Source organism: Bradyrhizobium sp. 35, assembly GCF_023073215.1.
Lineage (GTDB): Bacteria > Pseudomonadota > Alphaproteobacteria > Rhizobiales > Xanthobacteraceae > Bradyrhizobium > Bradyrhizobium canariense_D.
This window is the reverse complement of the sequence record NZ_JADPJC010000080.1, coordinates 297,640-324,590: the sequence shown is the minus strand read 5'-3', so window position 1 is coordinate 324,590 and position 26,951 is coordinate 297,640. Positions and strand designations below refer to the sequence as shown.

21 protein-coding genes are annotated in these 26,951 nt (G+C 65.2%); 8 read left to right on the top strand and 13 right to left on the bottom strand.

All coding sequences use genetic code 11. The features are described 5' to 3' along the window. Position 1 precedes the first annotated feature (1 nt). The 7 genes from IVB36_RS17675 to IVB36_RS17645 all read right to left on the bottom strand — a co-directional run bounded on the left by IVB36_RS17675 (position 2) and on the right by IVB36_RS17645 (position 11,318). Entirely contained in the window at positions 2 to 1,651 is a 1,650-nt protein-coding gene (locus IVB36_RS17675; protein WP_247392605.1) for a hypothetical protein, read from the bottom strand. Beyond that, positions 1,641 to 2,423, bottom strand: a complete 783-nt coding sequence (locus tag IVB36_RS17670) for a hypothetical protein (protein WP_247392603.1) — start codon at positions 2,421 to 2,423, stop codon at positions 1,641 to 1,643. The genes IVB36_RS17675 and IVB36_RS17670 overlap by 11 nt, the downstream gene beginning before the upstream one ends. A gap of 71 nt (positions 2,424 to 2,494) precedes the next feature. Further along, positions 2,495 to 4,897 carry a flagellar hook associated protein gene (locus IVB36_RS17665; protein ID WP_247392601.1) on the bottom strand — a complete coding sequence of 801 codons (2,403 nt, stop codon included), beginning with the start codon at positions 4,895 to 4,897 and terminating at the stop codon, positions 2,495 to 2,497. A gap of 21 nt (positions 4,898 to 4,918) precedes the next feature. Next, positions 4,919 to 6,802, bottom strand: a complete 1,884-nt coding sequence (flgK, locus tag IVB36_RS17660) for a flagellar hook-associated protein FlgK (protein ID WP_247392590.1) — start codon at positions 6,800 to 6,802, stop codon at positions 4,919 to 4,921. Positions 6,803 to 6,837: 35 nt separating this feature from the next. After that, entirely contained in the window at positions 6,838 to 9,090 is a 2,253-nt protein-coding gene (locus tag IVB36_RS17655; protein WP_247392588.1) for a flagellar hook-basal body complex protein, read from the bottom strand. Positions 9,091 to 9,268: 178 nt separating this feature from the next. Continuing rightward, positions 9,269 to 9,781, bottom strand: a complete 513-nt coding sequence (msrB, locus tag IVB36_RS17650) for a peptide-methionine (R)-S-oxide reductase MsrB (protein ID WP_026233843.1) — start codon at positions 9,779 to 9,781, stop codon at positions 9,269 to 9,271. An 85-nt stretch (positions 9,782 to 9,866) separates the two neighbouring features. Then, positions 9,867 to 11,318, bottom strand: coding sequence for an FAD-binding oxidoreductase (locus tag IVB36_RS17645; RefSeq protein WP_247392586.1), 1,452 nt, complete (start codon positions 11,316 to 11,318; stop codon positions 9,867 to 9,869). Between the two features lie 194 nt (positions 11,319 to 11,512). On the opposite strand from IVB36_RS17645, the gene IVB36_RS17640 reads away from it, so the two are divergent. From IVB36_RS17640 to IVB36_RS17625, 4 genes are all read left to right on the top strand, one after another. Continuing rightward, positions 11,513 to 12,046, top strand: coding sequence for a histidine phosphatase family protein (locus tag IVB36_RS17640; RefSeq protein ID WP_085348850.1), 534 nt, complete (start codon positions 11,513 to 11,515; stop codon positions 12,044 to 12,046). A 70-nt stretch (positions 12,047 to 12,116) separates the two neighbouring features. Then, positions 12,117 to 12,542 carry a universal stress protein gene (locus tag IVB36_RS17635; protein ID WP_007602088.1) on the top strand — a complete coding sequence of 142 codons (426 nt, stop codon included), beginning with the start codon at positions 12,117 to 12,119 and terminating at the stop codon, positions 12,540 to 12,542. Between the two features lie 325 nt (positions 12,543 to 12,867). Beyond that, positions 12,868 to 13,008 carry a hypothetical protein gene (locus IVB36_RS17630; protein WP_247392584.1) on the top strand — a complete coding sequence of 47 codons (141 nt, stop codon included), beginning with the start codon at positions 12,868 to 12,870 and terminating at the stop codon, positions 13,006 to 13,008. Between the two features lie 202 nt (positions 13,009 to 13,210). Further along, the gene (locus tag IVB36_RS17625; protein WP_247392582.1) at positions 13,211 to 14,047 is read left to right on the top strand and encodes an outer membrane beta-barrel protein; all 837 of its coding nucleotides are present in this window, start codon (positions 13,211 to 13,213) and stop codon (positions 14,045 to 14,047) included. Positions 14,048 to 14,942: 895 nt separating this feature from the next. Here IVB36_RS17625 and IVB36_RS17620 read toward each other — a convergent pair. Further along, positions 14,943 to 15,179, bottom strand: a complete 237-nt coding sequence (locus IVB36_RS17620) for a DUF1127 domain-containing protein (protein ID WP_027566875.1) — start codon at positions 15,177 to 15,179, stop codon at positions 14,943 to 14,945. 183 nt (positions 15,180 to 15,362) lie between these two features. On the opposite strand from IVB36_RS17620, the gene IVB36_RS17615 reads away from it, so the two are divergent. Further along, complete coding sequence (locus IVB36_RS17615; RefSeq protein WP_247392580.1) at positions 15,363 to 16,706, top strand: PLP-dependent aminotransferase family protein; 1,344 nt, start codon at positions 15,363 to 15,365, stop codon at positions 16,704 to 16,706. Between the two features lie 18 nt (positions 16,707 to 16,724). Here the strand turns inward: IVB36_RS17615 and IVB36_RS17610 are convergent, their stop codons facing one another. Together IVB36_RS17610 and IVB36_RS17605 are read right to left on the bottom strand one after the other, a co-directional pair. After that, a complete protein-coding gene (locus tag IVB36_RS17610; protein WP_085348846.1) occupies positions 16,725 to 17,324 on the bottom strand; it encodes a YdcF family protein in 600 nt (199 codons plus the stop codon). A 76-nt stretch (positions 17,325 to 17,400) separates the two neighbouring features. Then, complete coding sequence (locus IVB36_RS17605; RefSeq protein WP_085348853.1) at positions 17,401 to 17,988, bottom strand: hypothetical protein; 588 nt, start codon at positions 17,986 to 17,988, stop codon at positions 17,401 to 17,403. Positions 17,989 to 18,067: 79 nt separating this feature from the next. Between IVB36_RS17605 and IVB36_RS17600 the strand changes: the two genes are divergently transcribed. Beyond that, positions 18,068 to 18,502: a hypothetical protein gene (locus IVB36_RS17600; protein ID WP_027566871.1), complete on the top strand. Its 435-nt coding sequence runs from the start codon at positions 18,068 to 18,070 to the stop codon at positions 18,500 to 18,502. A 2-nt stretch (positions 18,503 to 18,504) separates the two neighbouring features. Here the strand turns inward: IVB36_RS17600 and IVB36_RS17595 are convergent, their stop codons facing one another. From IVB36_RS17595 to IVB36_RS17585, 3 genes are all read right to left on the bottom strand, one after another. Beyond that, positions 18,505 to 20,904, bottom strand: a complete 2,400-nt coding sequence (locus IVB36_RS17595) for an EAL domain-containing protein (RefSeq protein ID WP_247392578.1) — start codon at positions 20,902 to 20,904, stop codon at positions 18,505 to 18,507. Between the two features lie 112 nt (positions 20,905 to 21,016). After that, the gene (locus tag IVB36_RS17590) at positions 21,017 to 22,420 is read right to left on the bottom strand and encodes an MFS transporter (protein WP_247392568.1); all 1,404 of its coding nucleotides are present in this window, start codon (positions 22,418 to 22,420) and stop codon (positions 21,017 to 21,019) included. A 153-nt stretch (positions 22,421 to 22,573) separates the two neighbouring features. Next, complete coding sequence (locus IVB36_RS17585; protein ID WP_007612365.1) at positions 22,574 to 23,080, bottom strand: ferritin-like domain-containing protein; 507 nt, start codon at positions 23,078 to 23,080, stop codon at positions 22,574 to 22,576. Positions 23,081 to 23,496: 416 nt separating this feature from the next. Between IVB36_RS17585 and IVB36_RS17580 the strand changes: the two genes are divergently transcribed. Continuing rightward, a complete protein-coding gene (locus IVB36_RS17580) occupies positions 23,497 to 24,579 on the top strand; it encodes a YbhN family protein (protein ID WP_018457547.1) in 1,083 nt (360 codons plus the stop codon). A 154-nt stretch (positions 24,580 to 24,733) separates the two neighbouring features. Further along, positions 24,734 to 26,686, top strand: coding sequence for a hypothetical protein (locus tag IVB36_RS17575; RefSeq protein WP_247392567.1), 1,953 nt, complete (start codon positions 24,734 to 24,736; stop codon positions 26,684 to 26,686). The last annotated feature ends 265 nt before the right edge of the window (positions 26,687 to 26,951 follow it).

The following is a 26,951-nucleotide window of genomic DNA, read 5'->3' as shown; positions in this document are numbered from 1 at the left end:
CTCACACCTCGAACGCGGACTTTGTCGGCACGGCCGCAACCGCGCCACGGTCAAGCAGCAGCTCGATCTTCACCAGCACATGGGCGATGCGATCAAGAACGTGCTGCACATTGCGTTGCGCCTGCATTGTATCCGGCGACCATGCCTCGGTCACCAATCGTGCGCCGACGCAGAGGCGCAACACGGCCTGCGGCGCACCGTCCTGCCGCTCCAGTCGGACCGGCTGGCCGACGAGACAGCGCTGGGCGGCCACTTGCCGGTCCGCCGCGCTGCCGCTGATCTCCTCGGCCATGTCGCACGCCAGCGCCCGATGCACGGCGCTGGTCTCGGCGAGCGAGACCGGCTTGCCGCCGCGCAGCAGCGTGAACGGAAAGATCGTGGCTTGCACGAATTCCCCGTCGTCTGCTCTGGACTTGTCGATCGCGGTTGGAATGGCACGAAGCGACGGCGACAACGCGATCATGCTGTCGATGCCGGCTGCGAGCTCGGCCAGCATCCTGGCGCGGAAGGCCCCGGGCACGGCGTAGTAGCTGCCGATCTCGGCGAGCGCGGCCTCCCAGCGCAGCCATTGACCGAAATTCGGCCGGCGCTCAAAGCGCGAGCGCAGCATCGTCCACGCCACCGGCCAGTCGCAGCGACCGGCATAGTCGAAGATGCCAGGCGCGATCCGGCTCATCCGGCCGATCGACCGCGACAGGCCTTTCGGCAACAGCAGCGCACCGCTGAAGGCCGGTCCGCCGAAAAATTTCGAGCCGGTGATCAGCACCATGTAACCACGGTCGAGATAGGCGCGCAGCCGCCGGCGACCGAGCCGCGCCTGACAGGCATCGACGACAATTTGAACCTTGCGCGGCCAGCGCCGCGCGATCTCGTCGAGACACGCCTCGCTTGGGGCACGCCAACCGAGTTTTGACGAATCCATGATCTGCAACAAAACGCGCCGGCCTTGCGCGAGGCTGGTCTCGACCGCATGCAGCACCGCGGCATCGGCATCGGTGCGCATCGCAATGCCGGCCGCCATGTCGATCAGCGGCACCGCAATGCTGTCGCCGGCGAGCCCCGTCACCGCGCCGTCTATGCGCACGGCCATGCCGCCTGCCGTCATCGTGCTGAAATGGTGGCCGCGTGCAGTATGCGGCGTCCCGCTTCCGGTCTGGTCGGCGCCGACCACGATCGTCACCGGCGCCGCGCCGAGCACCGCGCGCGCTACGAACAGGGCGTGAAGCTGGGAGTCCGTGCCGGACGGCGAGAACACGACGTCGATCCGCGACGAGAGCGCAAGGTGGCCGCGCAGCTCCTCGCGCATGTCCTCGCAGCGGGCGTCGAAGGCGATTTCGACCTCGTCGAACAGGCACTTGTGCATCAGCTCTTCGCGCGCCAGCGCGGCGCGGTCGTAGGCCATCTGCGAGATCGTCGACGCGGTCGCGGAGGCGAAATTCCAGAGCTCCGGCTCCGGCGAAGCCGCGCAGCCATAGGCGTTGACACGGTCGTTCGGATCGAGCGCCAGCCGCGGATCTCCGCCGGAGGCAAGCAGCGTATCCAGTGGTGTGAAGAGATCGCGCAGGCGATAGCGCGAGCCGCCGTCGGACGCGCGCTCGCTGGCTGACAAACGGGATGCGCCGGCGCTCATCCCGAAAGGCTCACGCCGCATCGGCCGCCGCCGCCGGCGCCGGTGCGAATTGCGAGGTGATGTCGCCGTGGAACACCGACGGTCCGACGTGATCGAGCGAGCTCTCGATGTCGGCCCAGATCTCGCCGCCGATGTCGGTCCAGCGCTTGCAGAAGGCGAAGTCCTCGGACAGATAGGTGCCGGTCGCCGGATCGATCATGCATTCGAACAGGGCAAACCGGTTCTGGCTCGCCGCCAGCGTATCGTGCGAATGCTCGCGGAAGAATTGCAGGGCCGCGTAGTCCGGATGGCGGCACATCGCCTCCAGCACGGAGCGCCGGATCATCAGGAAGCCGGTGCCGGCGTAGCGCACGCGGGTGAAGCCGTTCACTACCACGATGCGGTCGGGGTCCTCGATCTCGAGCACGTAGTCGAGCGATGCGGCCGGCACGTCGGCGCGGCCGGACTGGATCGCCCGCGCGGCCTTGTCCCAGTTGATCCGCTTGATTGGATAACAGCCGGCGACGACGTCCGCGCCGCACTCGATCAGCCGGAACACCTGCTCCGGCTTGAAGCCGATATCGGCATCAATGAAGAGGAAGTGCGTCGCTTCGGGATCGTCCAGGAACATCGCAGCGAGATTGGCCCGCGCGCGCGTGATCAGCGCATCGCCGTCGCGCAGCAGAACCTTGAGCTCGAGATTGGCCATGCCGTGCACGGCGCGCTGGAGCGCGAAGATCGAGCTCGCATAGATGCTCGTCACCTGCCCGCCGAAACATGGCGTGGCCACCACCAGTTTCATCTTCTCCGACATCGTCAGCTCCGCCCCGCTGCAATCCTCACCAAGAGGTAAAGAGGCATGGTTAACGGCGCCTTAACGCCCGCTTACAGGAACTTGACGAGCGAGAGCTGCGCGAGGTTCGAGGTCACCTGGTAGGACGCCTGGAGCGCATTTTGGAGCGACAGGATCTCGCTCGCGACCTGGTCCGGCGAGGCTGATTCCGCCTGGTCGATGATGGTCTGGAGCTGCGCCTTGGCCTGGGTCTGGCGCGTGCCTGCGTCCTTCATGGTGTTCTGGGCCATCGCGATGTCGGTCTGGATGTCCTCGATGCGCTGCTCGCCTGGCTGCTTCGTCAGGGCCTGTGTCACCCGCAGACTCAGCGCGGCGACCTGCCCGCCCGAATACTGCCCGGTCGGTGAGGTCGAGAACGTCCCGAACACGGCGACCGCCTGCAGCTCCTTGCGGATCGCGTCCTCGTTCGCCTGCGCGCCATACTGCACCGTGACGGAATCGTCGACCCGGGCCATCGCGGTGGAGCGCGGCGAGCCGGGGCCGTCATTGCCCAGGTACCATTGCACGGTGGTGGCCGAGCCGTTCACCAGCGTCGTCGCCGAGCCGAGCGGCGACGAGCCGACGCGCAGCGGAGCCTTTGCCGCCGTGACCGGGGAGGTCGTGAAGCCGAGCGCCGCGAACGCCGTGCTGTTCGAGCTCGTGATATTGAGGCTCCCGGGATCGTCCGTGTTGATCGTGATCACGCCGCCATGGATCGTCGACGGCTTCGTGGTGCCGGTGATCTGATCGATTTTGCCAAGCAGAGTTGTGATGTTGTCGGTGATGTTGATCTGGTTTGGGCCGCTGGCGCCCGAGGCGACAAAAGTCAGCGTCTGACCGTTCACCGTGATCGTATCGGGATTAACGGCAGGCGGACCCGCCGACCCCGCCTGGAACGCCGCTGAGAGGACTTCCGGGCCGCCCGTAGTCGCAATGCCGCTCAGCACAGTTGAACCGGTGATCTGAGGCGTCGACGCCACGCTGCCGCGCGTCACGCTGCTGAGACCGAGCGCCGTGGCCGCCGCGCCGCCGGTGACCGCCACGTCCGTGCCGGTGCCGGTCGCGATCTGGAAATTGCCGCCGGCGCTCAGAGTTACGTTGGCGGCGGGGATGCCGGCGGCCGTCGCGATCGCATTCAAGATATCAGACACCTTCGCGGCGCTGCCCGAAGCCAGTCCGATAGTGGTATTGCCGCTGGCCGTTGTGGTGACGGTAGTGACGGTAGGGTCGAAGGTGATCGTGTGGGCGCCGCTCGCGCCGGTGATGGTCAGGGTGGTACCGGTCGGAGCGTTGGCGAGCGCGTTGAGAATGGTCCCGTTGAGATGGGGTGTCGCCGACGAATCGAGCGACGTGGTCGTAGACGCAATCGCCAATGCGCTGTCCTGCAACGCGACCGAGCCCGTCCCGGTCGTGGAGGTATAGGAGCGCAGATTGCCGGTGGCCGCCACATTGGCAGTGGCGGATCCCGCCGTATTGAAGAAATTGTCCCCGGCGGTGACAGCGGACGCCGCCACCAGCGAGGTGCCGGCGAGCTTCTTGATCGCGGTGTTCAGCGCGGTGTTGAGGTTCGTCGCCGTGATGTTCGGGTCCGGAGGAACGACCGGAACGACATTGGGGTTACCGGGATCGATCGCAAAGCTGCCGACAGGTGTCGGCGTCGCGGTGGACGCCGTCAGGTCGATCTGCTCGGTCGAGCCATCGGGCAGCGTGAACTGCACGCTGAGCTTGTCGCCATTTTTCGGATTGACGCCGTTGAGGTCGACCGAGAACGACACCGGCGAGCCGCTCGGGCCGGTGACCGTCGCGCCGGTCAGCGTCGAGGAGACCGCGGCGATCTTCAGGCCGAATGGCGATGCCGCGAAGTCCTCGGACACCTTCACCGAGCTCGGCGTCGGCTGTGGCGTCGTCAGCACCAGCCGGCCCATGCCGTTGGCGCCGAGGTCGGCGGCCTGACGCTCCGCCATGACGGTCTTGAAGCCCGCCTGCGTCGTGGTGCCGTTGATGATGTCGCCGGCATTCGCGACCGACGGCGTGTTGAAGGCGGTTCCGGAGAACAGATAGCGGTTGCCAGACTGCGTGTTGAGAACGCCGACCATCGAGCCGAATTGCGCAGCCGCAGTGTTCTGCGCAACCGTCTGGCCGTTGACGTTGAGATCTTGCGCGGTGTTGGCCGAGCCCGTCTGCACCGTGTTGCGGATCGTGGTCAGCGACTGCAACGCGGTATTGGCGAGGTTGATGCTGACGTTGACGTTGGTCATCGTGTCGGTATAGGCGGCAATGTTGGAGAGCTGCGCGCGCCCGGCGATTGCAAAGCCCTCGTTGGTGCCCATCCCGGAATAGTTCTGCGACAGCTTGCCGGTCGAGAGCTGCGTCGACAGGTCGGTGAGCTGCTGGTTGATGTTGCGGATCTGCGAGCCGAGAACCGACGAGGAGTAGTTGATGCTGCTGATCGACATGTTTCAGAGCCCTGTTACTTGTTACACTTGAGCCTGGAGCAACGTATTCATCATGCTCTGCACCACCGACATGACATGGGCGTTGGCGGCATAGGCATTCTGGAGCTGGATCAGGTTCGACATCTCCGAGTCCAGGTTGACGCTGGCGGTCGAGTTGAACTTGGCCTGCAGAGTCGAGACCACGACGCTCTGGCCCTGCTGGAGCTGGGTCGCCTGGGTCGCGGCATTGCCCTGAACGCTCAGGAACTGCTGGAGGTAGTTCGAGACGCTGCCGGTGAAGGGCTGGCTCGCCGAGCCCAGACCGGATTGCGGCGAATAGGAGAACACCGCCGAGGTGAGCTGCGAATAGAGATAGTCCGAGCGCGTGGTGTCGCCGGTGGGCGTCACCGGCGAGGTGTTGTAGACCGACAGCCTGGTCGGGTCGGTGGTGAGCTGCGTGTTCACGGCGATGCGTCCGGCAAGGCCGGTCATCTGCGAGCCCGATGCCGTGATCGCACCGGTGTAGAGCGCCTGCCCGCCATCGGTGAACAGCGGCAGTTGCGGATTGCCCGAGGTCAGCGACGAGATCGTCTTGGTGATCGAGGCCGAATTGACCTTGGCGAGGCCGCTGTTGTCGTCGGTAACCCGCAATGTGGTCGCCGTTGCCGGCGACGGGGCGGCGGCGAACGACAGATGCGAGCCGTTAAGCGCGGTGTTGAGCGCCGAGGCGATCGCGCCCATGCCGCCGGAGAAGTTCACCCCGATCTGCATCGGATTGGCGTTGGTGGGGTTCTGGAGCGGCAGCGCCGCCGGATCGGTCACGTTGACCAGCGTGACCTGCCGCTTGGTATTGGTGGTCGTGTCGGTGTAGGTGAAGTTGACGCTGTTGCCCGGCGCCGCCCCGGCAAGGTCGAGATCGAAGCCGGCCGGCGGGCCGGTGACCGGGCTGCCGGCCGTGGTCTTGTCCGACAACGCGCTCGACATCGTCGCGGCGAACTGGTCGATCTGGTTCTGCGCCTGCATCAGCGTCTGGTCGCGCAGCTTCAGATCGGCCGCGATCTGGCCCGAAGACACCACGTTGTTGGCGATGACGTCGACCGAGGATCCGTTCGGGAGCTTGATGTTGAACGCGCCGACGCCGGATTTGGCCGGATCGATGTTGTAGAGCGAAGTCGCCGACAGCGCGCCGGCGGACGCAAAGGTGAATTGCGACGCCAGCCCGGCGCCGACCAGCTGGATGCCGGTGGTGGTGTAGATGTTGGCCTGATTGGACCCGTCGGTGGTGACGTGGACGTCGACATATTTCGACAGGTTATTGATGGCCTGGTCGCGCTGGTCCATCAGTGTCGCAGCAGAGGGGTCGTGTTCCGACAGGCCCTGGAGCCGGGAGTTGATGTCGGCGACCTGCTGCATCGCCGCGTTGGCAGCTAGCGCCGAGGTGCTGAGATCCTGCTCGACGTTGGAGCGCAGCGACTGGATGCCCTTGGTGGTGAGGTTGAGCTGCTGCGCCAGCGTCTGCGCGGCGCCGAGCGCAACCGTTTGCGCCGACGACGAGCCCGCGTTGGTCGACAGCGCCTGCAGCGCCGTGGTGAAACTGTTCAGCGCGGTTTCGAGCGTACCGCTGTTGCCGGGCGTGCCATAGACATTCTGAAGCTGCTTCAGGATGTTCGCCATCTGGTCGGCGTAGCCGCTGCCGCCGGTCTCGGTGCGCAGCTGTTTCTGCACATAGGTGTCGAGTTCGCGGCTGACGCCGGTCGTCGTCACCGTCGAGCCGAAGTCGCCGGTGGTGACCTCGATCTGGTTCGGCGTCTGGACGACGTAACCCGGCGTCTGCGAGTTGGCGACGTTCGACGAAACGATCGAGAGCGCAGCCTGATTGGCACGCAGACCGCTCATCGCACTGGCGAGGGCTGAACTCAAACCCATGTTGACTTGCCGCCTTTGGTTACGTCACGCCCCAATCAGCGCAACACGTTCAAAAGATCCTGAACCATCGTATTCGCCGTCGTGATCACCTTGGTGTTGGCCGAATAGGCCTGTTGGGTCACGATCAGCTTGGTGAATTCGTCGGCGATGTCGGTGTTCGAGCCTTCCAGCGACGAGCCGCTGATCGAACCGGAAGCACCGTCGATGGCAGGGCCCGACTGTTCGGTCGCGGCGTAGGCGCCGCCGTCCTGCGCCTTCAGGTAATTGGTGCCGTTGAAATGCGACAACGAGACCTGTGCGAGGTCGAGGTTCTGACCGTTGGAGAAGGTCCCGACCACCAGGCCGTTGTTGTTGACGGCGACCGATCGAAGCTGACCGGCGGCGTAGCCGTTCTGGGTGATGGTGTTGATGGTGACCGCGCCGCTGGTGCTGGCATATTGCGTCAGCCCGCCCGAGGAGATGTTGAAGGAGACCGAGCCCAGCGACTGGCCGCTGACGCTGACATTGTTGATGGTGATACCCGATCCGCTCGGCGAGGTCAGCGAGCCGTCGGCGGCAAAGGTGAAGGCCTGGCCGGTATTGACCCAACCGACCGTCGTGCCGGTCGCATTCGGGTCAGTCTGGTAAAACATGTTCCAGGTATCGGCATGGCCCGCGCCAAGCGAGGCACTGTCGGTCTTGGCCCAACGCAATTGCAGGTTCACCGGCGTGCCGGCTGCGTTGTAGGCGGTCACCGCGCCACCGCTGATCGATTCCTTGGTGAAGGTGGCGATGTCATTGCCGATCACGCCGCCGGTGCCGGCAACGCCACCACCGTCACGATTCTTGGTGATGGTCGAGGTGAAGCCGAGCGCGGCGAAGGCGGCGCTGTTGGAGCTCGCCACCGAAAGGTTGGAAGCTGTGCCGGTGTTCAACGTGATCACGCCGCCACTGCTGACCGACGACCCCGTTGCACCGGAGAGAGCGTCGATCTTGCCGAGCAGCATCGTGATGTTGTCGGTGACGTTGATTTGGTTCGGGCCTGACGCGCCGGCGGCCACGAAGGTCAGCGGCTGACCATTGACCGTGATGACGTCGCCGGCGGAGAAGCCCGATGTGATCACCTCGGCGCCGCCGGCCGCCGCCGCGCCGCTCAGCACCGTGGCGCCCGAGATCGCGGGCGAGGACAGCACGTTGCCGCCGCGCGTCACGCTGCTGATGCCGAGCGCCGTGGCCGCCTGGCCGCTACCAACCGGTACGTCGGTGCTCGTGCCGCTGGAGATCACGATGTTGCCGCTGGCGCTGAGCGATGCGGTAACGCCGGCGCCGCCGGCGGTCTGGATCGCGCTCAGGATGCTGGCCACCGTGGCCGTCGTGCCCGCGCCGAGACCGATCGTGGTGTTGCTGCCGACCGTCGTGACGGTGGTGCCGCCGTTGAACGTGACCGTGTTGCCGTTGATGTTGAGCACCTGGCCGCTCAGCGCGGTCAGGGTGGTGGAGGCGAGATGCGTACCCAGGGCGTTGTCGAGCGAAGTTGTGGTCGATGCGACCGCCGCAGAGTTGTTCTGGAGCGCCGTTGTGCCGGTCGCCGTGGTCGACGAGTACGCCGAGCGGACATTGCCGGTCGCGGCAGCGCCGGACGTCGTGGCGTTTGCATAGGGCGGAGGCGGCGTGCCGACCGGCAGCGGGTTGGCGGCGAAGTCCGACGGGTTCAGTCCGCCGGCGGCCAGCAGCGTCTTGGTTGCCGCCGTCGTGCTCGCCACGGTGTTCGGCTGGGTCGGCAAGTTCGCAGCGTATTGGATCGAGGTCGTCGCCTGCGCCGGGATAAAGTTGTTCTGGAATTTCAGGACCGTCGCAACGTTGCCTTGCGGGTTGCCGGTCTTCGGGTCGACTGTGACACCCATCAAATAGTAGCCGGCGCCGTTGACCAGATTGCCGTTGGCATTGAGCTGGAAGTCGCCGCGCCGCGTGTAATAGGTGACGCCGCTGAACACCGGCGCATTGTCGACGACGCCCGTCGCCTTCTGGATCGAGAAGAAGCCGTCACCGGTGATCGCCATGTTGGTGGCGACGCTGGAGCCCGAGATTGTGCCCTGCGTGGTGATGGTGGCCTTGGCGTTGGCGGTCACGCCGCCCGCGACCTGCTTGCTCGGGACCGAGGAGTCGGGAATGAGATCGACGAAGCTGGTGCCGATGCCCTTGTAAGCGGTGGTGGATGAGTTCGCGATGTTGCCGGAAATGTTCTGCAGCGCGTACGACTGCGCCTGCAGGCCACCCACCGAGGTGTTCATTGCATCGAAGATACCCATAACTTTGTCTCCAGATCCGATCTCGGCGGCCGGTCGACCATGGCCGCAGTCGGAGGAGACTGTCGCAAGGGCTATGCCAATGCGGGTTTTATCATAAAATCAATGACTTAACGAAAAAGCCCCGGCCTGATGACCGGGGCACAATTGCCGGGACCGGCAACAATTGCCGGGACGAAAGCTAGGTTGCGGACGCCGCCGCGGGATGGAAGACCAGCCCGAAACCGTCGATGCAGTAGCGCAATCCGGTCGGCTTCGGACCGTCGTCGAAGACGTGGCCGAGATGGCCGCCGCAGCGCCGGCAATGCACCTCGGTGCGGAGCATGCCGTAGGTGCGGTCCTCGGTCTTGCCGACATTGCCCTCGATCGGCTGGTAGAAGCTCGGCCAGCCCGTGCCGCTCTCGAATTTGGTGTCGGAGGCGAACAGCGGCAGGTCGCAGCCGGCGCAGGCGAAGACGCCCTTGCGGTGCTCCTTGAGCAGCGGGCTGGAGCCCGGCCGCTCGGTACCCTCCTTGCGAAGGATCTCATATTGCTGCGGCGTGAGCTGGGCACGCCATTCGGCGTCGGTCTTCTCGATCTCGAATTTTTGCGCGGCTTTCTCTCCAGCCTCAGCCGGCGATGCTCTGAGCCAGCGGAAGGCCGCAAGGCCGAACAGGCCGGCGACAGTCGTCAACAGGATGCGGCGGTCAAACATCTCATTCTCCATGCGGGAGCGTCTACGCCCTGAGATACGGGCTCTAACCGCCGACGTTACACTTCCGGGCGGAGTTTTTCTCACCTTATCGCGAGGCGCTGTCGTCCTGCGGGACTGGTTCCACGGCTTCCGCCACAGGCTTCGGCGGTGGGGCCGGCCGAACCCCGGGCGGCGGACGGCGCGGACCGGTCCCGGCGGCCCGGTTGGCTTCGGCCAGCCGCGCCTCGCGTTCCCGGTCCTTGACCCTGGCACGCTCGCGATAGCGGGCAAGCGAGCCTGCGGCGGCGGAACTCGCCCTGCCCCAGATTCCGACCAGTTGCCCGGCAACCCGCCCGGTCGTTCCCCCCGCCCAGACCAGCTCGAACGGCGAGAACAGCTTCCAGCGCTCGTCGCCCCACAGGATGCTGCGGGCGATCATCTGCCCGGCCATGGCCGAGGTGTTCATGCCTTGGCGGCCGAAGCCGCTTGCGACCCAGAGGCCTTTGCGCAACTGGCCGATCTGCGGCATGCCATGCACGGTCTGGCCGGTGGCGCCGCCGAACATGTCGGTGATCTCGACATTGCCGAGCTGGGGAAAGATCGACCGGATCCGCCGCCTGACGCTGCCTGCAAAGCGCTGCGGCCGTGCGGCCCAGGTGGTCTCCGGACTTTCCCACATCAGCCGGTCGCCATCGACGATCCGGAAATGATCGACGCCGTCGGAATCCATCACCGATCCCTTGAAGGCGATGATCTCGTGCACGCGCTCGCCGAGCGGCGCGGTGATGCCGGCATAGCGCCAGACCGGCAGCAGCGTCTCCGACAGGCGCCGCAACGGCGCGCCGAGATGGATGTTGCCGGCGAGCACGATATGGGTGGCGCGCAGCCGCGCCGAGGGCGTGACGATGCGCTTGCGGATGCCGGAATGATCGATGCTGACGACCGGCGTGTCCTCGAAGATGCGGGCGCCTGCGCGCCGCGCCAGCGCCGCGAGGCCGTGCACATATTTGCGCCCGTCGACCTGGAACGCCTTCGGATAATGCACGCCGTGGAAGTAGCGATCGGTCTTGAGTGCGGCGCGGACGCGATCGACCTGCCAGCCCTCGGCCTCGGTGTCGAAATCCTCGTTCAGCATCTGCAACCGGCTGATCAGCCGGTCGCCGGCATCGACGTTGGAGACCTCGAGCACGCCGTCGGTCGGGCCGATCCCGGGCATGTTCTCTTCGGTGGCGTTGGCCCGGACGAACTCGGCGCCCTCTTTCGACAGTGTCCACAATTCCCGCGCATCCTCGAAGCCGATGCGCTCGATCAGCTCGGCGAGCGGCAGCGCGAAGCCCGGCATCACGGTGCCGAGTTGATTGCCGGAAGCGTTCCAGCCGATGTGGCGGCCCTCGAGCACCGCGACGCTGGCCCCCAGCCGGGCCGCCTCGAGCGCAATGGAGAGCCCTGCAAGCCCCGCCCCGATCACGCAGATATCGGCGTCGAGATCAAACGACAGTCGCGCGCGTTCACGAAAGCCGGCTTCTTCCTGGGACACGCTTGTGAAAGTCTCGCTCATGCCGTTTCTTAGAGCATGATCCGGAAAAGTGTGCAGCGGTTTTCCGAAAAGATCATGCTCAAAACAAAAATTTAAAGCGCGATGGGGATTGTCCTAATCTCATCGCGCTTTAGAGGACTGTGCAGGCCCTTGTCACCTTGCCCTCAACCGGCACCTGTAGATTATTCTGGAACGCGTAACGATTCGAGAGTGCCATGCGCCGTTTGATGCTGCTGCGTCACGCCAAGACCGAGACTGACGCGCCGAGCGGCCGTGACCAGGACCGCCGGCTCGACGACCGCGGCCACAAGGATGCCGCCGAAATCGGCGACTGGATGGCCGCCCATCCCCCCTTTCCCGAGGCCGTACTGGTATCGCATGCCGTCCGGGCTCGGCAGACCTGGGACATTGCCTGGGAGACCATGAAGGACCGCGTCGCAGCGCCGCAGGTCGAGGTCCTGCCGGAACTCTACGCCGCCGATCCCGCCCAGATCCTGGAATCCATTCGCACTGCAACCATCCCGGCTGATCCGAGGCAATTGCTGCTGGTCGGCCACAATCCGGGCATGCACGAGATCGCCCTGATGCTGACGGGCGGCGGCGATCCGGCCGCCGCCAAGGCGCTCGCCGACAATCTGCCCACGTCGGGGCTTGCGATCTTCGAGTTTGACGTCAAGGATTGGGGTGACGTGGCTTACCGCCGCGGCAGGCTGGTGCTGTTCGTCAGTCCAAGGCTGCTTCGAAGCTAAGGCTACTTCGATCGGGTTGATCGCGCGACGTGCCGGCAAAACGTCCTGACTGGAAGATTTGGAGGCGCAGATGTTCAAGTCCATCCTCGTGCCCATCGACCTCGCCGACACAGACCTCGCCAAGCCGGCGATCGCGACCGCGGCAACGCTGTCGCAGACCTGGAGCGGCGTGGTGCGCTTGCTCAACGTGCTGCCGATGACGCCGGTGATGCTGGCCGAATACGTGCCGGCCGATTTCGACGAGCAGCAGCGCCAGACCTCGGAAGAAGCCCTCGCCATCGTCGCACGCGAGTCCGGCATCGAGCCTTCCCGCATCTCCAGCGTGGTGCGCCAGGGCGGCATCTATCACGAGATCCTGGAGGAAGCCGTTCACATGAAGGCCGAGCTGATCGTGATGACCTCGCACCGGCCGGCGATGCGCACCTATTTCCTCGGCTCCAATGCCGGGCATGTCGTGCGCTACGCAAAATGCTCCGTGCTGGTGGTCAGGCACTAGGCACCGCACCAACTTCGTCATTGGGCGCAACTCGTAGCCCGGATGGAGCGTCCGAGCTACCCTATTTCCGGTTGCTGCCGACCGATCATGCGGACCTGGGATCGGCTGTCAGCGACATTCGTGCGCGGCCTAAAATGCCAGGGAACTACGTCGACGGCGGCGGCCCGCGCCGCCAAATTGCACACCGCGACCTTCAAGCACGGTGCTGGACCAGCTGCTTGAAAACCACAGGGACAATGGCGGCACAAGCACGCAACGCATACCGCAACAGCATGACCACCTACGCGAAGTCGCTGTTGGACGTGGCGGTCGGCGAATTGACACCGTGGTGGTCGTCAAGGTGATCAAGGTGGAGTGGAAGAGCGCGCCGCAGACCATGGATCGGGTTCTCCAGAGAATCGGCGAGGTGCTCCGCTTTGCCGGGGTGCGCGGCTTTCGCAAGCCGGGACCGCTGCCGACGCGCTAAGCCGATCGCCGCAGCGCGAGGCAACTGGTCAAGAGGCCCTCGGCTCCGCTTCGCCGAGCCGCGCAGTTGGGTTGCAAAAGGTCTCCAGCACTATGGCAAGGATAACTCAAGTTGCGCATTCGATCGCGCTTTGATGCTGTCTCGGTTTTGCCTCATAAGGGGCGCGCCGCGGGGGGCGGCCCAACATAGGGAGTTCTATTAGATGAGAAAGTTTGTGCTCGCGTTGCTCTCGACCGTCGCTCTCGGCCCGATCAGGGCCCAGGCTGCCGACTTGGCGCCGATCCGTATGCTAGGGAAGGCTCCGGCTATCACCCAGCAGGCGGGCAACTGGACGGGCTTCTATATCGGCGGCAACGTTGGTTACGGCTGGGGCAACTACGGCGCTTCAAACGTCATCGGGACGTTCGTGAACTCGAACGGCGGTTCGGCCCCATATGGCTTCAACGCTGTATCTGACAACGGTAATGGCATCACCGCCGGTATCCAGGCCGGCTACAACTGGCAAATCGAGCAGACGGTGCTCGGCATCGAGGCTGATTGGCAGTATCTCAATTCAAAGACTAGCATCGGCAATTCGGCCATTGCCATTCTGCCCGCCATCGGCAGCAATTTCAACGGCAGCGCTTCCGTCAGCACCGATTGGTACGCGACGTTCCGCGGCCGAGTGGGTTATGCGTTTGGGCCGGCTTTGCTCTATGCAACTGGCGGTATAGCGTTGGCTGAAACCAAGCTGAGCGCGAGTGCTACGGGCAGTATCCCCACCAGCCTTTTCCCGCTTACCTATGGACCGTTAGGCTCCATGAACGCTTCTGACCGCGCCATTTTGGTGGGCTACGTGGTCGGCGGCGGCCTCGAATATTCCCTTGGGGCAGGTTGGTCCGTGAAGGGCGAGTATCTGCACATGGGCTTCGGCACGAACGGCTATAACTTAACTGGCTCGCTTCAATCACCGGCCGGCTTAACCGGCGTCATCACGAGTCGCGTCGATATCAAGTCGAGCGTCGACATCGCCCGTGTCGGCGTAAACTATCGTTTCTGATCGGCAAGTCTCAAAAGTGAGCAGAGCGCAATCCGGGGCCGCTGTGCCCGCATGGATGGAATCCCGGATTGCGCTGCGCTCCGTCCGGCTCAAAGCCCTTGCATTGCCCGTCGGGCAAAACACCCAAGCTGTCAGTCAACGCCCGCCGCTGAAAATATTCCACTTTACCGAAATTCGGAAATCACGTATGTGTCACCGCAACCCGGCCCAAGGAAGAGGGGCGTATCGCGATCGTCACGAACGCGGGCCGGACAGCGGCGGACGCTGGGCCACACCGGCGCGAATGGTTTCGCAGGGCGGGCAACCGTGAGCGAAGGCGTCGCGCACACGACCGGTGCTGACAGCGTACGGCAAAACCGTGTCGTCCTGACGCCCGGGGTCTGTGCGTCAAGTCTTGTGGTGATGTGGCGGCCCGACCGGGTTCGCGCATCAGCCATCCATGAGGCGACGGGGGCAATAGTGCATCGCTCCCCGGGGAGAGCACGGCATAAGCCGTAAAACCGCTGCGCAGGGAAGGCCGGACGTTTTGGCTTCACCTGTATGCCGCTGTGCAGATTTTCCTACTGCAACTTCGCACAGTGGACCGCGGGTGCCAGCCGGCGCCCGGTCTTCCCTGCGCCCTCTTTCATTTGAGGGTGAGACGGCGAAGCAAAGCTCGGGCGAAATGCGCCGCGAGGATGCGAAGGTGTGTCTGCGAGTGAGATGCGAACTCAAGGAGCGACAGTGCTACCCACAAACGCCGTCATTGCGAGCGCAGCGAAGCAATCCAGAGTCTTTCCGCGGAGGGATTCTGGATTGCTTCGCTGCGCTCGCAATGACGATGTTGAAGCAGGTGTGCCTGAAAACTCAGTGTGGTGCCCCGGACGCAGCGCGTCCGGGACAAGAGCGAAGCGCTTTACAGATACCGCGTCAGCTCTGCTTTGGCCTGGCCGTAGACCGCGTCCTCGATCTGACTGCGCGTGATGCCGATGTCGCGCAAGGCGCGGTCATCGAGATCGTTCAGCGTCTTGACGGCGGAGCGTTGCTCCAGGCGGTCGAACAGCGCATAGGCGCCGTTGGCCAGCTTGCGGAAAAATCCGTCCGACGAGGATGAGCGTAAACTCCGCCCGGCGGTCTGCGAGATCGTGGTCATTGTCCTTCTCCGGCCTGTTGTCCACGCGGCGAAGCGGATGCCGTTGGCGCAAGCGCCCGAGCGCCTGCACCTCATTTGCCTCGGATTGCTCTCGCTCTCCTCGGCTCAATCGTGAAGCTTGATGGAACTTAAATGCTCCAGTACACTACTCGGAGCAAGTGAAACATTGCTCTCGGTGCAATAATGTCCAAGTTCGAATACGTGAAGCTTGCCGATGCCATTGCTCTCGATATCTCTAACGGCACGTTAAGGCCGGGCGACCGGCTGCCGCCGCAGCGCAATTTTGCCTATGACCGTGGCATCGCGGTCTCGACCGCGAGCCGGGTTTATACGGAGTTGCTCCGCCGTGGCCTCGTCGTCGGCGAGGTCGGCCGCGGCACCTTCATCTCCGGCGCCATCAGGCGCGAGGTCGAGGCGCTGAGCGAGCCGCGCGATGCGCGGATCGATTTCGAGGTCAATTACCCGCTGCTGCCGCAGCAATGGGCGATGATCGCCAAGAGCCTTGCAGGCCTCGAGCGCGTCGACGCGCTCGAATCCGCGCTGCGCGTCTCCACCAGCACCGGCACCAAGAGCGCGCGCAATGCGGCCGCCGCCTATCTCGCGCGCAAGGATTTCGCGCCACAGGCCGAGCAGATCGTCTTCACCGCCAACGGCAAGCAGTCGCTCGCGGCCGCCCTCGCAGCCCTCGTTCTCACCGGCGGCCGCTGCGGCGTCGAGGCGCTGACCTATCCTTACGTCAAGAGCATCGCCGCGCGGCTCGGCGTGACGCTGGTCCCGATTCCGATCGACGAATTTGGCGCGCGCCCCGACGCCATCCAGAAGGCGCATCGCGAGGCGCATCTGTCGGCGCTGTATCTCCAGCCCATCATCCAGAACCCGCTCGGCGTCACCATGAATGCGACGCGGCGCGCCGACATCATGCGCGTCGCCGAGAAGCTCGATCTCACCATCATCGAGGATGCCGTCTACGGCTTCCTGGCCGACGACACGCCGCTGGCCGCGCTCGGCCCCGACCGCTGCATCGTGATCGACAGCCTTTCCAAGAAGGTCGCGCCGGGCCTCGCGCTCGGCATCCTGGTCGCGCCGCCGCGATTGCGCGAGAGCGTGATGAGCGCGGTCCGCACCGGCGGCTGGATCGCGTCCGGCCATGCGCTGGCATCCGGACAGCGGCTGATGGCCGACGGCACCGTCGCCGAGCTGACGCGGTTGAAACGCATCGACGCCGCGCGCCGCCAGCAGACCGCGGCAAGGCTGCTCGCCGGCTACCAGCTCGCCGCGGATCCGCGCTCCTATCATCTCTGGCTCACGCTGCCGGCGCACTGGCGCTCGCAGACCTTCGTCGCCGCGGCAGCCCGGCGCGGCATCGCGCTGACACCGTCCTCGACCTTCGCGATCGCCCATGGCCACGCACCGAACGCAGTGCGGCTCGCCCTCGCTCCGCCTTCGTTCGAGCAGCTCGATTCCGGTCTGCGCACGCTCGTGTCGTTGCTCGGCACCAAGGAAGAGGATTTCGACTCGACGGAGTAGCGCGCGCTTGCCCCAAGCTCAGGCCGCCGGCCATTCCGCGATGAAGCCCCTCGCCTTGTAAGGCTCGATCTTGTCCCATTCATGCAGCATGCGGCGGCAAAATTCGGGATCGGTGTGCCAGAGCGCGCGTGACGTCGCAAAGCTGTCGACCGTGAGCAGCATTTTCTCGACCTCCGGCCAGTGCCGGTGCAGCGTCATCGGATAACGCCGCGCGGTCCAGGTGTTGCCGAGGCAGATCACGCGGCGGACATTGTGCAGCCCGAGCGCCGCGTCGATGATCGGCAGCGAGAGGATCACGTTCTCGCCGGTGTTTAGGGCACGATGCTCCTCGAGGATTCGGTCGGCCGGAATGCCCGCCGCGACCATCGCCGCCTTGATGATCGTGCACTCGGATTGCTCCGAGCCCGCCGTCACGCCGCCGCTGACAATCGACCAGCGAAAATAGCCCTGGCGCCACAGTCGCCCCGCCGTATCGGCCCGCAGCGCCACGTCCTCTCGGGTGCCGAACATGAACAGGAGGTCCGCCGGCTGCAGCGGCGTCTCGATGAGATGGGCGCGGTTGATCTCGGAGATCTCATCCGCCGAAGGCCTCCGCGTGCTGCGATCCAGGGTTGACATGGCAGCACGATGCGACACCGCCGCAACGACGCGAAGTCACGTTTGATTGCGGCCCATTGCACCAAAGGCAAGGCATTTAGGGCAGCAACGCTCTCGGCAGGCGATCGAAGCTGTAGCTCCGCGGCTGGTTACGCCGGACGAAACCGCCGATCTGCCAGGCGAACAGCGCGGCAAAACCGATGATGAACAGCGCGCCGGCGAATTCGCCGATCGCGAGCGCGCGGACCAGGAGCCCCGTCATCGCCACCGCAAGCACCGCAAGAAAAGCCAGTATTGTCGCGTAGGTCCTGCGGCCAAGGCCCGCGGTCAATTCGGCGCGGCTGCCGGCCTGCGCCATGCGCGCGTGCAGCGCGACGATGAAGTTGCGAAAGCCATTGTCCTGCGGCGCCATCAGGGCCGCGGTCTGCCAGCTCGTCGACAGGATCGCGATGCGGCCGCCACTGGCATGGCTGACATCGGCGCGAAAGCGGTGCTGCTGCATCGACACCGGGCGGAACGACAGCCGGATTGCACTGATCTCGCCATAACGCCACAGGCCCGAACGGCTGCCGATGTGCCAGGACAGCCCCTCCTCCGTCAGCTCGAAGCGATGCGCCGAGCCGATCAGCGACGCCTTGTAGGCATAGCTCGCACCCGCAGCCATCTCAGCTCCCGAATCCCGCATCTTCACAATCGATCCTATCCGGGCGATCCACTCTGCGATCCGCTTGCGTGAGCGCCCTGCCCCATCCTACAAGCGAGCCATGGCTGAGACGATTTTTTTTCCGCGCCGCCTGATTCTCGGCGCCGCCGTGATCTCCGGCGTGCTGCTCGCGCTCGCCGTGCACATGCTGGGCGCGCGCTACGGGCTCGACCTCGGCGGCCTCTGGCACTCGGACACGCACGAGTTCATACCGGCGGGCGCGGCGATCGCCTGGTGGCTGATCGCCTCCGTCGGCTTCTCCGGCGGCTATTTCACGGCGACATTGATGCAGAGCGCCGTCTCGGGCCAGATCCCGCAACGGATGCGACAATTCCTGATCGCGGTCGGCGTGCTGCTGCTTGCGGGTGCTGGCCAGGTGGCCTCGGCGCCGAGCCCGGTGCCGACGGTCTCGGGCGTGCTGGCCGGAATTGCCGCGCTGGGCCTCGGTGCTGTGATGGCGTTCTGCGGCGCGCATTTCGCACTGCGCCGCGGCTAACCTCAGGCGGTTGCGCGCAACGGCGGTCGGTCCAGCATGATCGCGACATCGGAAGCCGGCCGCGGCTTGCTGAACAAATAGCCCTGCGCCTGGGTGCAGCCTTCGCGCCGGAGCAGCTCGAGTTGCCCGTCGTTCTCGACCCCCTCTGCCGTGGTGACAATGCCGAGGCTGCGGCCGAGGCCAGTCACGGCACGGATGATCGCCATGGAATCCTCGCGCGTCGCGAGTTCCGACACGAAGGAGCGGTCGATCTTGATCTTGTCGAACGGGAAGCTGCGCAGATAACTCAGGGACGAATAGCCGGTGCCGAAATCGTCGAGCGAGATGCGCACGCCCATTGCGCGCAGCTCGTGCAGGGTGGTCAGCGCCGCCTCACTGTTCTGCAGCAGCACGGATTCGGTGATCTCGAGTTCGAGACGGCGCGCGTCGAGGCCCGACAACGCCAACGCCTCGGTCACGGATGCGATCAGATTTGGGTTCCTGAACTGCACGGGCGACAGGTTGACCGCGACGTCGACATCGTCAGGCCAGGTCGCGGCGTCGGTGCAGGCGGAGCGTAGCACGAAATCGCCGAGCTGGATGATGAGGCCGGTCTCCTCGGCCAATGGAATGAAGCTGAGGGGCGCGATCAGGCCGCGCTGCGGATGATTCCAGCGCAGCAGCGCCTCGAACGCGACGACGCGACCGCTGGCGACGTCGCGGATCGGCTGGTAGTACGGCTGGAACTCGTCACGTTGCAGCGCCGCGCGCATATCCATCTCCAGCAGACGCCGTGCTTGTGCGCGCGCATCCATGCCGGTCTCGAAGAAGCGATAGGTGCCGCGACCATCCGCCTTGGCGCGGTACAGCGCGAGGTCGGCGTTCTTCAGCAGTTCATCGGGATTGTCGCCGTCCTGCGGGGACAGCGAGATGCCGATGGAGACACCGATGATGATCTGATGGTCGTCGATCTCGTAAGGCGCCGAGATCACCTCGACCAGGCGGCCGGCAAGGGACCTTGCCGCGGCTTCCTCGGAACGTCCGATCTGGACCACGGCGAATTCGTCGCCACCGAGCCGCGCCACGGTGTCGCTCTCGCCGACGGTGACCTTCAGCCTGCGCCCGACCTCCTTGAGCAGCGCATCGCCGATGGGGTGGCCGAGCGAGTCGTTGATGTCCTTGAAGTGATCGAGATCGAGACAAAGCACGGCGAGCTGGTCGCCCGATCCGGTCCGGCGCAGTCCCTGCACGAGCTGCTCGTGGAACAGCACGCGGTTCGGCAAACTGGTCAGCGCGTCATGGCGGGCCATGTGCGAGATCTTGGCCTGGGCCTCCAGCCATTCGGTGATATCCTCGAAGGTGGCGACCCAGCCGCCACCCTGCATCGGCTGGTTGACGACCCGGATGGAGCGGCCGAACCTGGTCACGATGTCGGTCGTGGTGCGGCTCTCGCGGGCGTCGGCGACGAGGCGCGCGAAGAATTCGCCGGCATCGCCCTGCCACTGACCCTTCGCCTGCTCCTCCCGCAGCACGTCGACCAGCAGTCGGCCGGTGAGCAGGATATCGGTGCGGCCAAGCATCGCAGCATAACGCTCGTTGAACAGGATGATCTTGCCGTCCGCATCGAACATGCACAGTCCCTGCGACATGTTCTCGAGCGCGGTATCCAGCACGACCTGCTGGCGGCCCAGTTCGCCCTTGGCGCGGCGATCGAGCAGCGCGGCCACCAGCGCAATCGCGATGATCGCAACTGCGGCACCCGCGGTAAGAAAGGACAACGAGGCCGGCGGGATCGATAACCCGCTGATCGCGAGCGTCGGATCCGGCGTCAGAACGACAGCGCCCATTGCGGTGAAATGATGTGCGACGATGGCGACCGTCAGCAGTGTGCTTGCGGTCAGCGCGTGGAAGAGGTCGTCGCGCCGCGCAGCGACGAACAGCGCGAGCGCCGCGAAAACAATTCCGAACAGTACCGAGGCGGCAACCGTGCTCCCGATCCAGTCGACCCGTGCCGGCATCTCCAGCGCCGCCATTCCGGTATAATGCATCGTCGCGACCGCGGCGCCGACGATGGCGCCGCCGAGCACGATCCACGGCGCGCGCACGGAAGATGCCGCAAGACTCAGCCCCACGAAGGTTAAGGAGATCGCGAAGATCAGGGAAAGGATCGTCACCGGGATGTTGTAGGCGCCGGCACCGCCCGGCCCGTAGGCGAGCATCGCAATGAAATGCGTCGCCCAGATGCCGCATCCGCTGACGGCGGCATCCAGGGCGATCCAGACCAGACGCCCGGAGCCGTGCGTCGCGCGCGCCCGGTGAAACAGGCTGATCGCCGCCGCGCTTGCGAGCAGGCACACCGCGCCGCCAAGCGCGACGAGCCGCCAGTCGTGCTCCTCGGTGAGACAGTAGAGAACTTGATGCATTGCGGGCCCCTATCGACCCACACTTGAACCGACAGAGATGGACAGTCGGTAACCGGCTACGTGCCTGTTTCGGGGATGGTGAACGGAAGCTGTGTTCAATCGCTCGGATTGTTCATCCGCGCGAAGGCGCGCCGAGGCCGATCACGGCGGCGGCGAGCAGCAGCACGGCCGCCGACACGACCAGCGACAGGTGCAGGCCGGTCACAAACGCGCCTTCCGAGGCCACCAGCGAACCGAACAGCGCAACGCCGAGCACGCTGCCTGTCTGCCGCGTGGCGTTCAGGACGCCCGCCGCGATGCCGGAGCGTGCCTTCTCGACGCTGCCCAGCAAGGTCGAGGTCAGCGGCGGCACCAGCAGCCCAAGTCCGCTGCTGATCGCGATCATCTGCGCAAAGATCGCCCAATAGCTTGTGCCGGCCTCGATCCACAGCAGGCCGAGACAGCCGAGCGCCGAGACGCAGGCTCCGACGACGATGGTCGGGCACGGGCCGATACGCTCGGCGAGGCGCGGGGCCAGCAGATTGACCGGCAGCACCACCGCCATCATCGGCACGAAGGCGAGACCGGTCCACCACGCCGACAGGCCGTTGATCCTCTGGAAGTAAAGGCTGAGCACGAAGATCAACCCGTAAATCGCGACGTTCACGAGCAGGCCGACGAGCGCGGTCAGGCTGAACAGCCGGTGATCGAACAGGGACAGGGGCAGCATCGGCTGCGTCGCGCGGCTCTCGCGCCAGACGAACAGCACCGCCAGGAGAGCGGCTGAAGCGAACGCCGCGAGCACAGCCGGATGCTGCCAGCCAAGCGCGCCCCCCTCGATGATCGCGCCGGCGAGCGCCCCCAGCGCACCAATTGCCGCGAGCTGGCCGGGCAGATCGATCTCGCGTGAGGGCGCGCGCGTGGTCTCGGTCGCATAGCGCCAACTCAGCCAAAGGCCGATGAGGCCGATCGGAAGGTTGACGAGAAAGATCGCGCGCCAGCCGACCAGCGTGATCAGCGCGCCGCCGACGAAGGGGCCCGCGGTGAGCGCGAGGCTCGCACCGGCCGCCCAGATCGCGACGGCGCGGCCGCGCTCGCGGTCGTCCGGATAGGCATGATTGAGCAGGGCAAGAGAATTCGGCACCAGGATCGCCGCCGCCAGGCCCTGGACCAGCCGCGCCCCAATCAGCACGGTCGCATTGGGCGACAGCGCACAGGCGAGCGAGGCCGCGGTGAAGATTGCGAAGCCCGCCATGAAGACGCGCTTGGCGCCGATGCGGTCGCCGAGCGCGCCGGCCGTCAGGATGAAGGCGGCAAACGCAATGGTGTAGGCGCTGACAACCCATTGCAGCTCAGCGACGCCGCCGCCGAGCGTCTTGCCCATCGCGTCGAGCGCGGTGTTGACAATGGTGACGTCAAGTTGCACCACGCCATAACCAAGGCTCATCGCGGCAAGGGTGAGGGACGTTGCAAGCCGGGAGCCGGAATGCGGCACGCCGGCTTCGAAGGCTTCGTATCTTGCGGTGCTTACTCGCATGCTGCCATCTCGGTTGCAGCCCCATGCGAACGATACGCTTCCAGCCCCTCGTCCTGTTACGACAAGGATCGAATGATGGATGCGTGACGGATGCGTCATGTTCGAGCGTCGCGCGGATGGCCGCGCGACGCTCTATTCTGGCGACGCCTGGCCTCAGCTCGCAGCGCGCAGATTCACCTTGCTCTCGGCGATCGTGGTCAGCTTCTTGTCGGTGGCCTTCTCCTCCTCGAGCGTCTTGGCGAGCACGCTGGCGCAGTCGTTGCGGCCGAGTTGCTTGGCCCAGGCGATCAGGCTGCCGTAGCGGACGATCTCGTAATGCTCCGCCGCCTGTGCCGCGTTGATCAGCGCGGCGTCGAGCACCGCCTTGTCGGCGACTTCGCCGGCGGTCTCGTCGGCTTCCTCGATGATGCCGTCGATCGCGGGGCAATCAACCGCCTTCACCTGCGCACCGTGCATCTTGAACACTTCCTCGAGGCGCTTGACGTGCTCCCTGGTTTCTTCGAGGTGCGTCAAAAAGCCCTGCTTCAGCTGCGGATCGGTCGCCTTATCCGCCATTTTCGGCAGAGCCTTGGTGAGCTGCTGCTCGGCGTAATAGATGTCCTGGAGCTGATGCACGAACAGGTCGTTCATGGTTTTGATGTCTTTTGTGAACAATCCCATCGGTCCGATCCTCTCGGGTTGTGGGAACACGGAGGCACCGGCTTGCAGGAGAAGCCGGTTATTCCGCCATGTTCGATTGCTGATGCGGCACTAACCAGCGCACGGCATCGTCGTTCCAAAAAAGCCCTCATCTCTTGCGCTGGAACAATACCGGCCATGCAGGATCTGAGACTATGTCACGGACGGACGCGACCGATCCCCCGACTCATATGCTTAACGCGCGTCCGATGTGAACCGCGTATGACAAAGTGGCTGGTCCAAGGCAGAACCTATCCTTGTCAAGGGCTGCACAAGTCACTGTTTTTGCCTTAAATGAGCTACATCATGCCTAGCGATCCAAGCCCACATCGGGCACTGATCGCATCCGACCGGCCAATGTCTGGCCTGGTCGGTCTTGCCCCCCGCCGGGAGGATGAATGCACGGACTGCTGACCGCGCTGAAGCGCGGCTTCAAGAGATGGATCGGCTGGCGGCGACTCGGCGTTGCGGCGAGCGTCTTCATCATCGCGTTCGCGATCACCACACTGGTACGGACGCTGAAGGGCATCGACACCGGGGTCATCCTGACCGCGTTGACCGAGATCCCCCGCGGCAATATCGGGCTGGCGGCGATCTGCGTATGCTTCGCGTTCTGTACGCTGACCTTCTACGACTTTTTTGCACTGCGAACGATCGGCAAGAAGCACGTGCCTTATCGCATCGCAGCGCTCTCCAGCTTCACGTCCTATTCGATCGGCCACAATATCGGCGCCACCGTCTTCACCGGCGGCGCGATCCGCTTCCGGATCTATTCGGATTACGGGCTGAATGCGATCGACGTCGCAAAAATCTGCTTCCTGTCGGGCCTGACCTTCTGGCTCGGTAACATCTTCGTGCTCTCGATCGGCATGGCCATCCATCCGGATGCCGCTTCCTACATGGATCAGCTGCCGTCGTCGATCAACCGGCTGATTGCGATCGGCGGCCTCGCCTCGATCGGCGCCTATCTGGTCTGGCTGTGCATGGGCGAGAAGCGCCGCGAACTCGGCCAGAAGGGCTGGAAGGTGGTGCTGCCGTCAGCGCCGCTGACGCTGGTGCAGATCCTGATTGGCGTCGTCGATCTCGGATTCTGCGCGCTGGCGATGTACCTTCTGGTGCCGGCCACTCCGCAGATCGACTTCCTGTCGCTCTCCGTGGTGTTCATTTTGGCGACTTTGCTCGGCTTCGCCAGCCACGCCCCCGGCTCGCTCGGCGTGTTCGACGCCGCCATGCTGGTGGCGCTGCCCGAATTCGGCCGCGAGCAGCTTCTCGCCACGCTCCTCGTCTTCCGCATCCTCTATTTCGTGATCCCGTTCGGTCTTGCCATCTCCATCATGGGCGCACGCGAGCTCTGGATGAATGTGGTGGAGCCCTGGCAGGAGCGCCGACGGCTGGCGGAGGCCTGTGCGCAGGCCAACCTGCCCAAGCAGGTGGCAGCGATGGAGCGCGAGCGTTCGCTGCGGCAGGCCAGCAAACGCTGAGCGTGATCCGGAAAAGTGCGAAGTGGTTTTCCGAAAAGATCATGCTCCCACGATAGTCCGCTAGACGCCGGCCCGCAAAACCGTCAGACCAATGTTGCAGGCGGAGAGCAGCTCTCTTATTTCCGCCTCAACTTTGCCGTTGAAGACGCGGGCCATGATCCCTTTCTTCCATCGCCGTTTCCTCGCCGGTGCCCTGCTGCTCGCCGGGCTCCTCACCGCCTTCCCACCGGAGCGGGCGGCCGCGCAGGACGCGGGCGCCATGCAGATCAGCTGGGAGGTGCGCAACCGATTCCGGCTGTTCCGCGAGGAGCGCGACTTCCTGCTCCATGTCGAGAACGCGCGTAACCGCAGCATCCTCGCCGCCGAGCAATCGCTGGAGCTCCAGAGCGAGGGCCGCGGCTGGGCCCGCAACATGGTCAACCGGCTCTGCATCGACCTCCAGGGCCGGGTCAACCAGCCCTGCACCCGCGACAACACGAAGGAAAACTACCTCACCCCCATCGACCATCCCGTCACCGTGCGCCTCGCCGGCGCGGTGCCGGTCGGCTCCACCTGCGCCTGGTCGTTCGACGACGGCGACGGGCCGCAACAATCCACCTTCGACTGCGCCGAGCCGATCAATCTGCGGGTCCGCTACGGCAAACAGACGGTCGCGAGCGTCGATGTCTCCTCCGGCTCCGATCCGACCCAGCGGGTCCAGACCGAGATCCAGGTCCGCGACATCTTCGTCGCTGGCCTCGGAGACAGCATCGCCTCGGGTGAAGGCAATCCGGACCGGCCGCTGGCGCTGTCGGACGAAGGTTTTTGCTTCCGCTCCTATCTCGGCACCGCCGGCGCGCAGTATTACCGGCCGAGCCGAGCCGGCTTCAAGGGCGGCCGCGCCTGCGAAGCGCCGGATACGCTTGCCAACTGGCAGCGCTACAGCGCGCTCTGGTTCAACTCGCCTTGCCACCGATCGCTCTACAGCTACCAGGCCCGCACCGCGCTGGCGCTTGCGGTACGCTACACCCACGTCGCGGTGACCTTTCTGCCGCTCGCCTGCACCGGCGCCAGCATCAGCGACGGGCTGCTCGGCTCGCAACGCGCCCGCGAATGCCCGCCCGGCAAGACCGGGGTCTGCAACATCAGCGTGAACGCGCAGGTCGCCGAGTTGCGCGAGGCGCTGACCGCCGCCAGGAAACGCCAGCCCGAGCGCACGCTCGACCTCGTGCTGCTCTCGGTCGGCGCGAACGACGTCTATTTCTCCGGCCTCGTCGCCGACGTGATCGTCGAGACCGCAACCGAGCGCGCAATATTCCGCCGCTCCGGCGTGATGGCGAGCGTCGATGATTCCCGCGATGCGCTGGCGCGCGAGCTGCCGCAGAATTTCGTCAAGCTGCGCGAGGCGCTGAAGCCGCTGGTCGGCGGCGACCTCTCGCATGTGGTCTACGTCTCCTATGCCAACCCGGCGCTCGCCGATGGCGGCGTGCCCTGCCGCGGCGGCCGCGCCGGCTTCGACATTCATCCGTCCTTCAACGCCGACCCGCAGCGCCTTGCCCGCGTCTCGACCTTCGTCGACACCGAATTCCTGCCGCAACTCAAGGGGCTCGCCACCTGCACCCGTGGCGCGCTGTGCCGCGATCCCGAGGCCGACCGCATGACCTTCGTGGATTCGCATCAGGCGGCGTTCGCCGATCACGGCTTCTGCGCGCATTCGGGCAACGATCCCGAATTCGACCGCACCTGCTTTGCCGAGAACGGCCAGAGCTTCAATCCTGATATCGTGAGTGCGGCGAGCCAGCCGATGCTGTGCGGCCGCGGTGCCTCCGAATTCCGCGCCTATTTGCCGCGCGCGCGGTGGATCCGCGACGCCAACGACAGCTATTTCGCCGCGATGACCTATCCGCAAGGCTTGCCGGCGGCGAGCCAGCCGACCGACATCCACGACGCGACCTGGGGCGTGCTCTCCGCCGTCTATGGCGGCGCCGTGCATCCGAGCGCCGAAGGCCACGCCGCGATGGCGGACGCGGCGCTGCCGGCGGCAAGCGCCGTGCTGGGTCTGGATGCGGCACCGCCGGGCGTGACACGCGGGCTGCTCGCGCCGCTGCTGCCGGCCGCGCGGCAGTAGACGCGCGCAGCCTCTACCCGCACACTGTCATCGCCCGCGCAGGCGGGCGATCCAGTACTCCGTGACAGACGTGATTGAATCGAGACGTCGCGGCGTACTGGATTCCCCGCCTTCGCGGGAATGACAACGGCGTGCGTGGTGGGATCGGGTTCGCCGTCACCTCGATCGTTCCTCCCACCTGCCGTTCCATCAATCCAAAAGCAGCATCGATCGATACTGCCTTGAACTTGGACACTTTGCCGCGCGCGCCTCTAGGAGTCGCAGT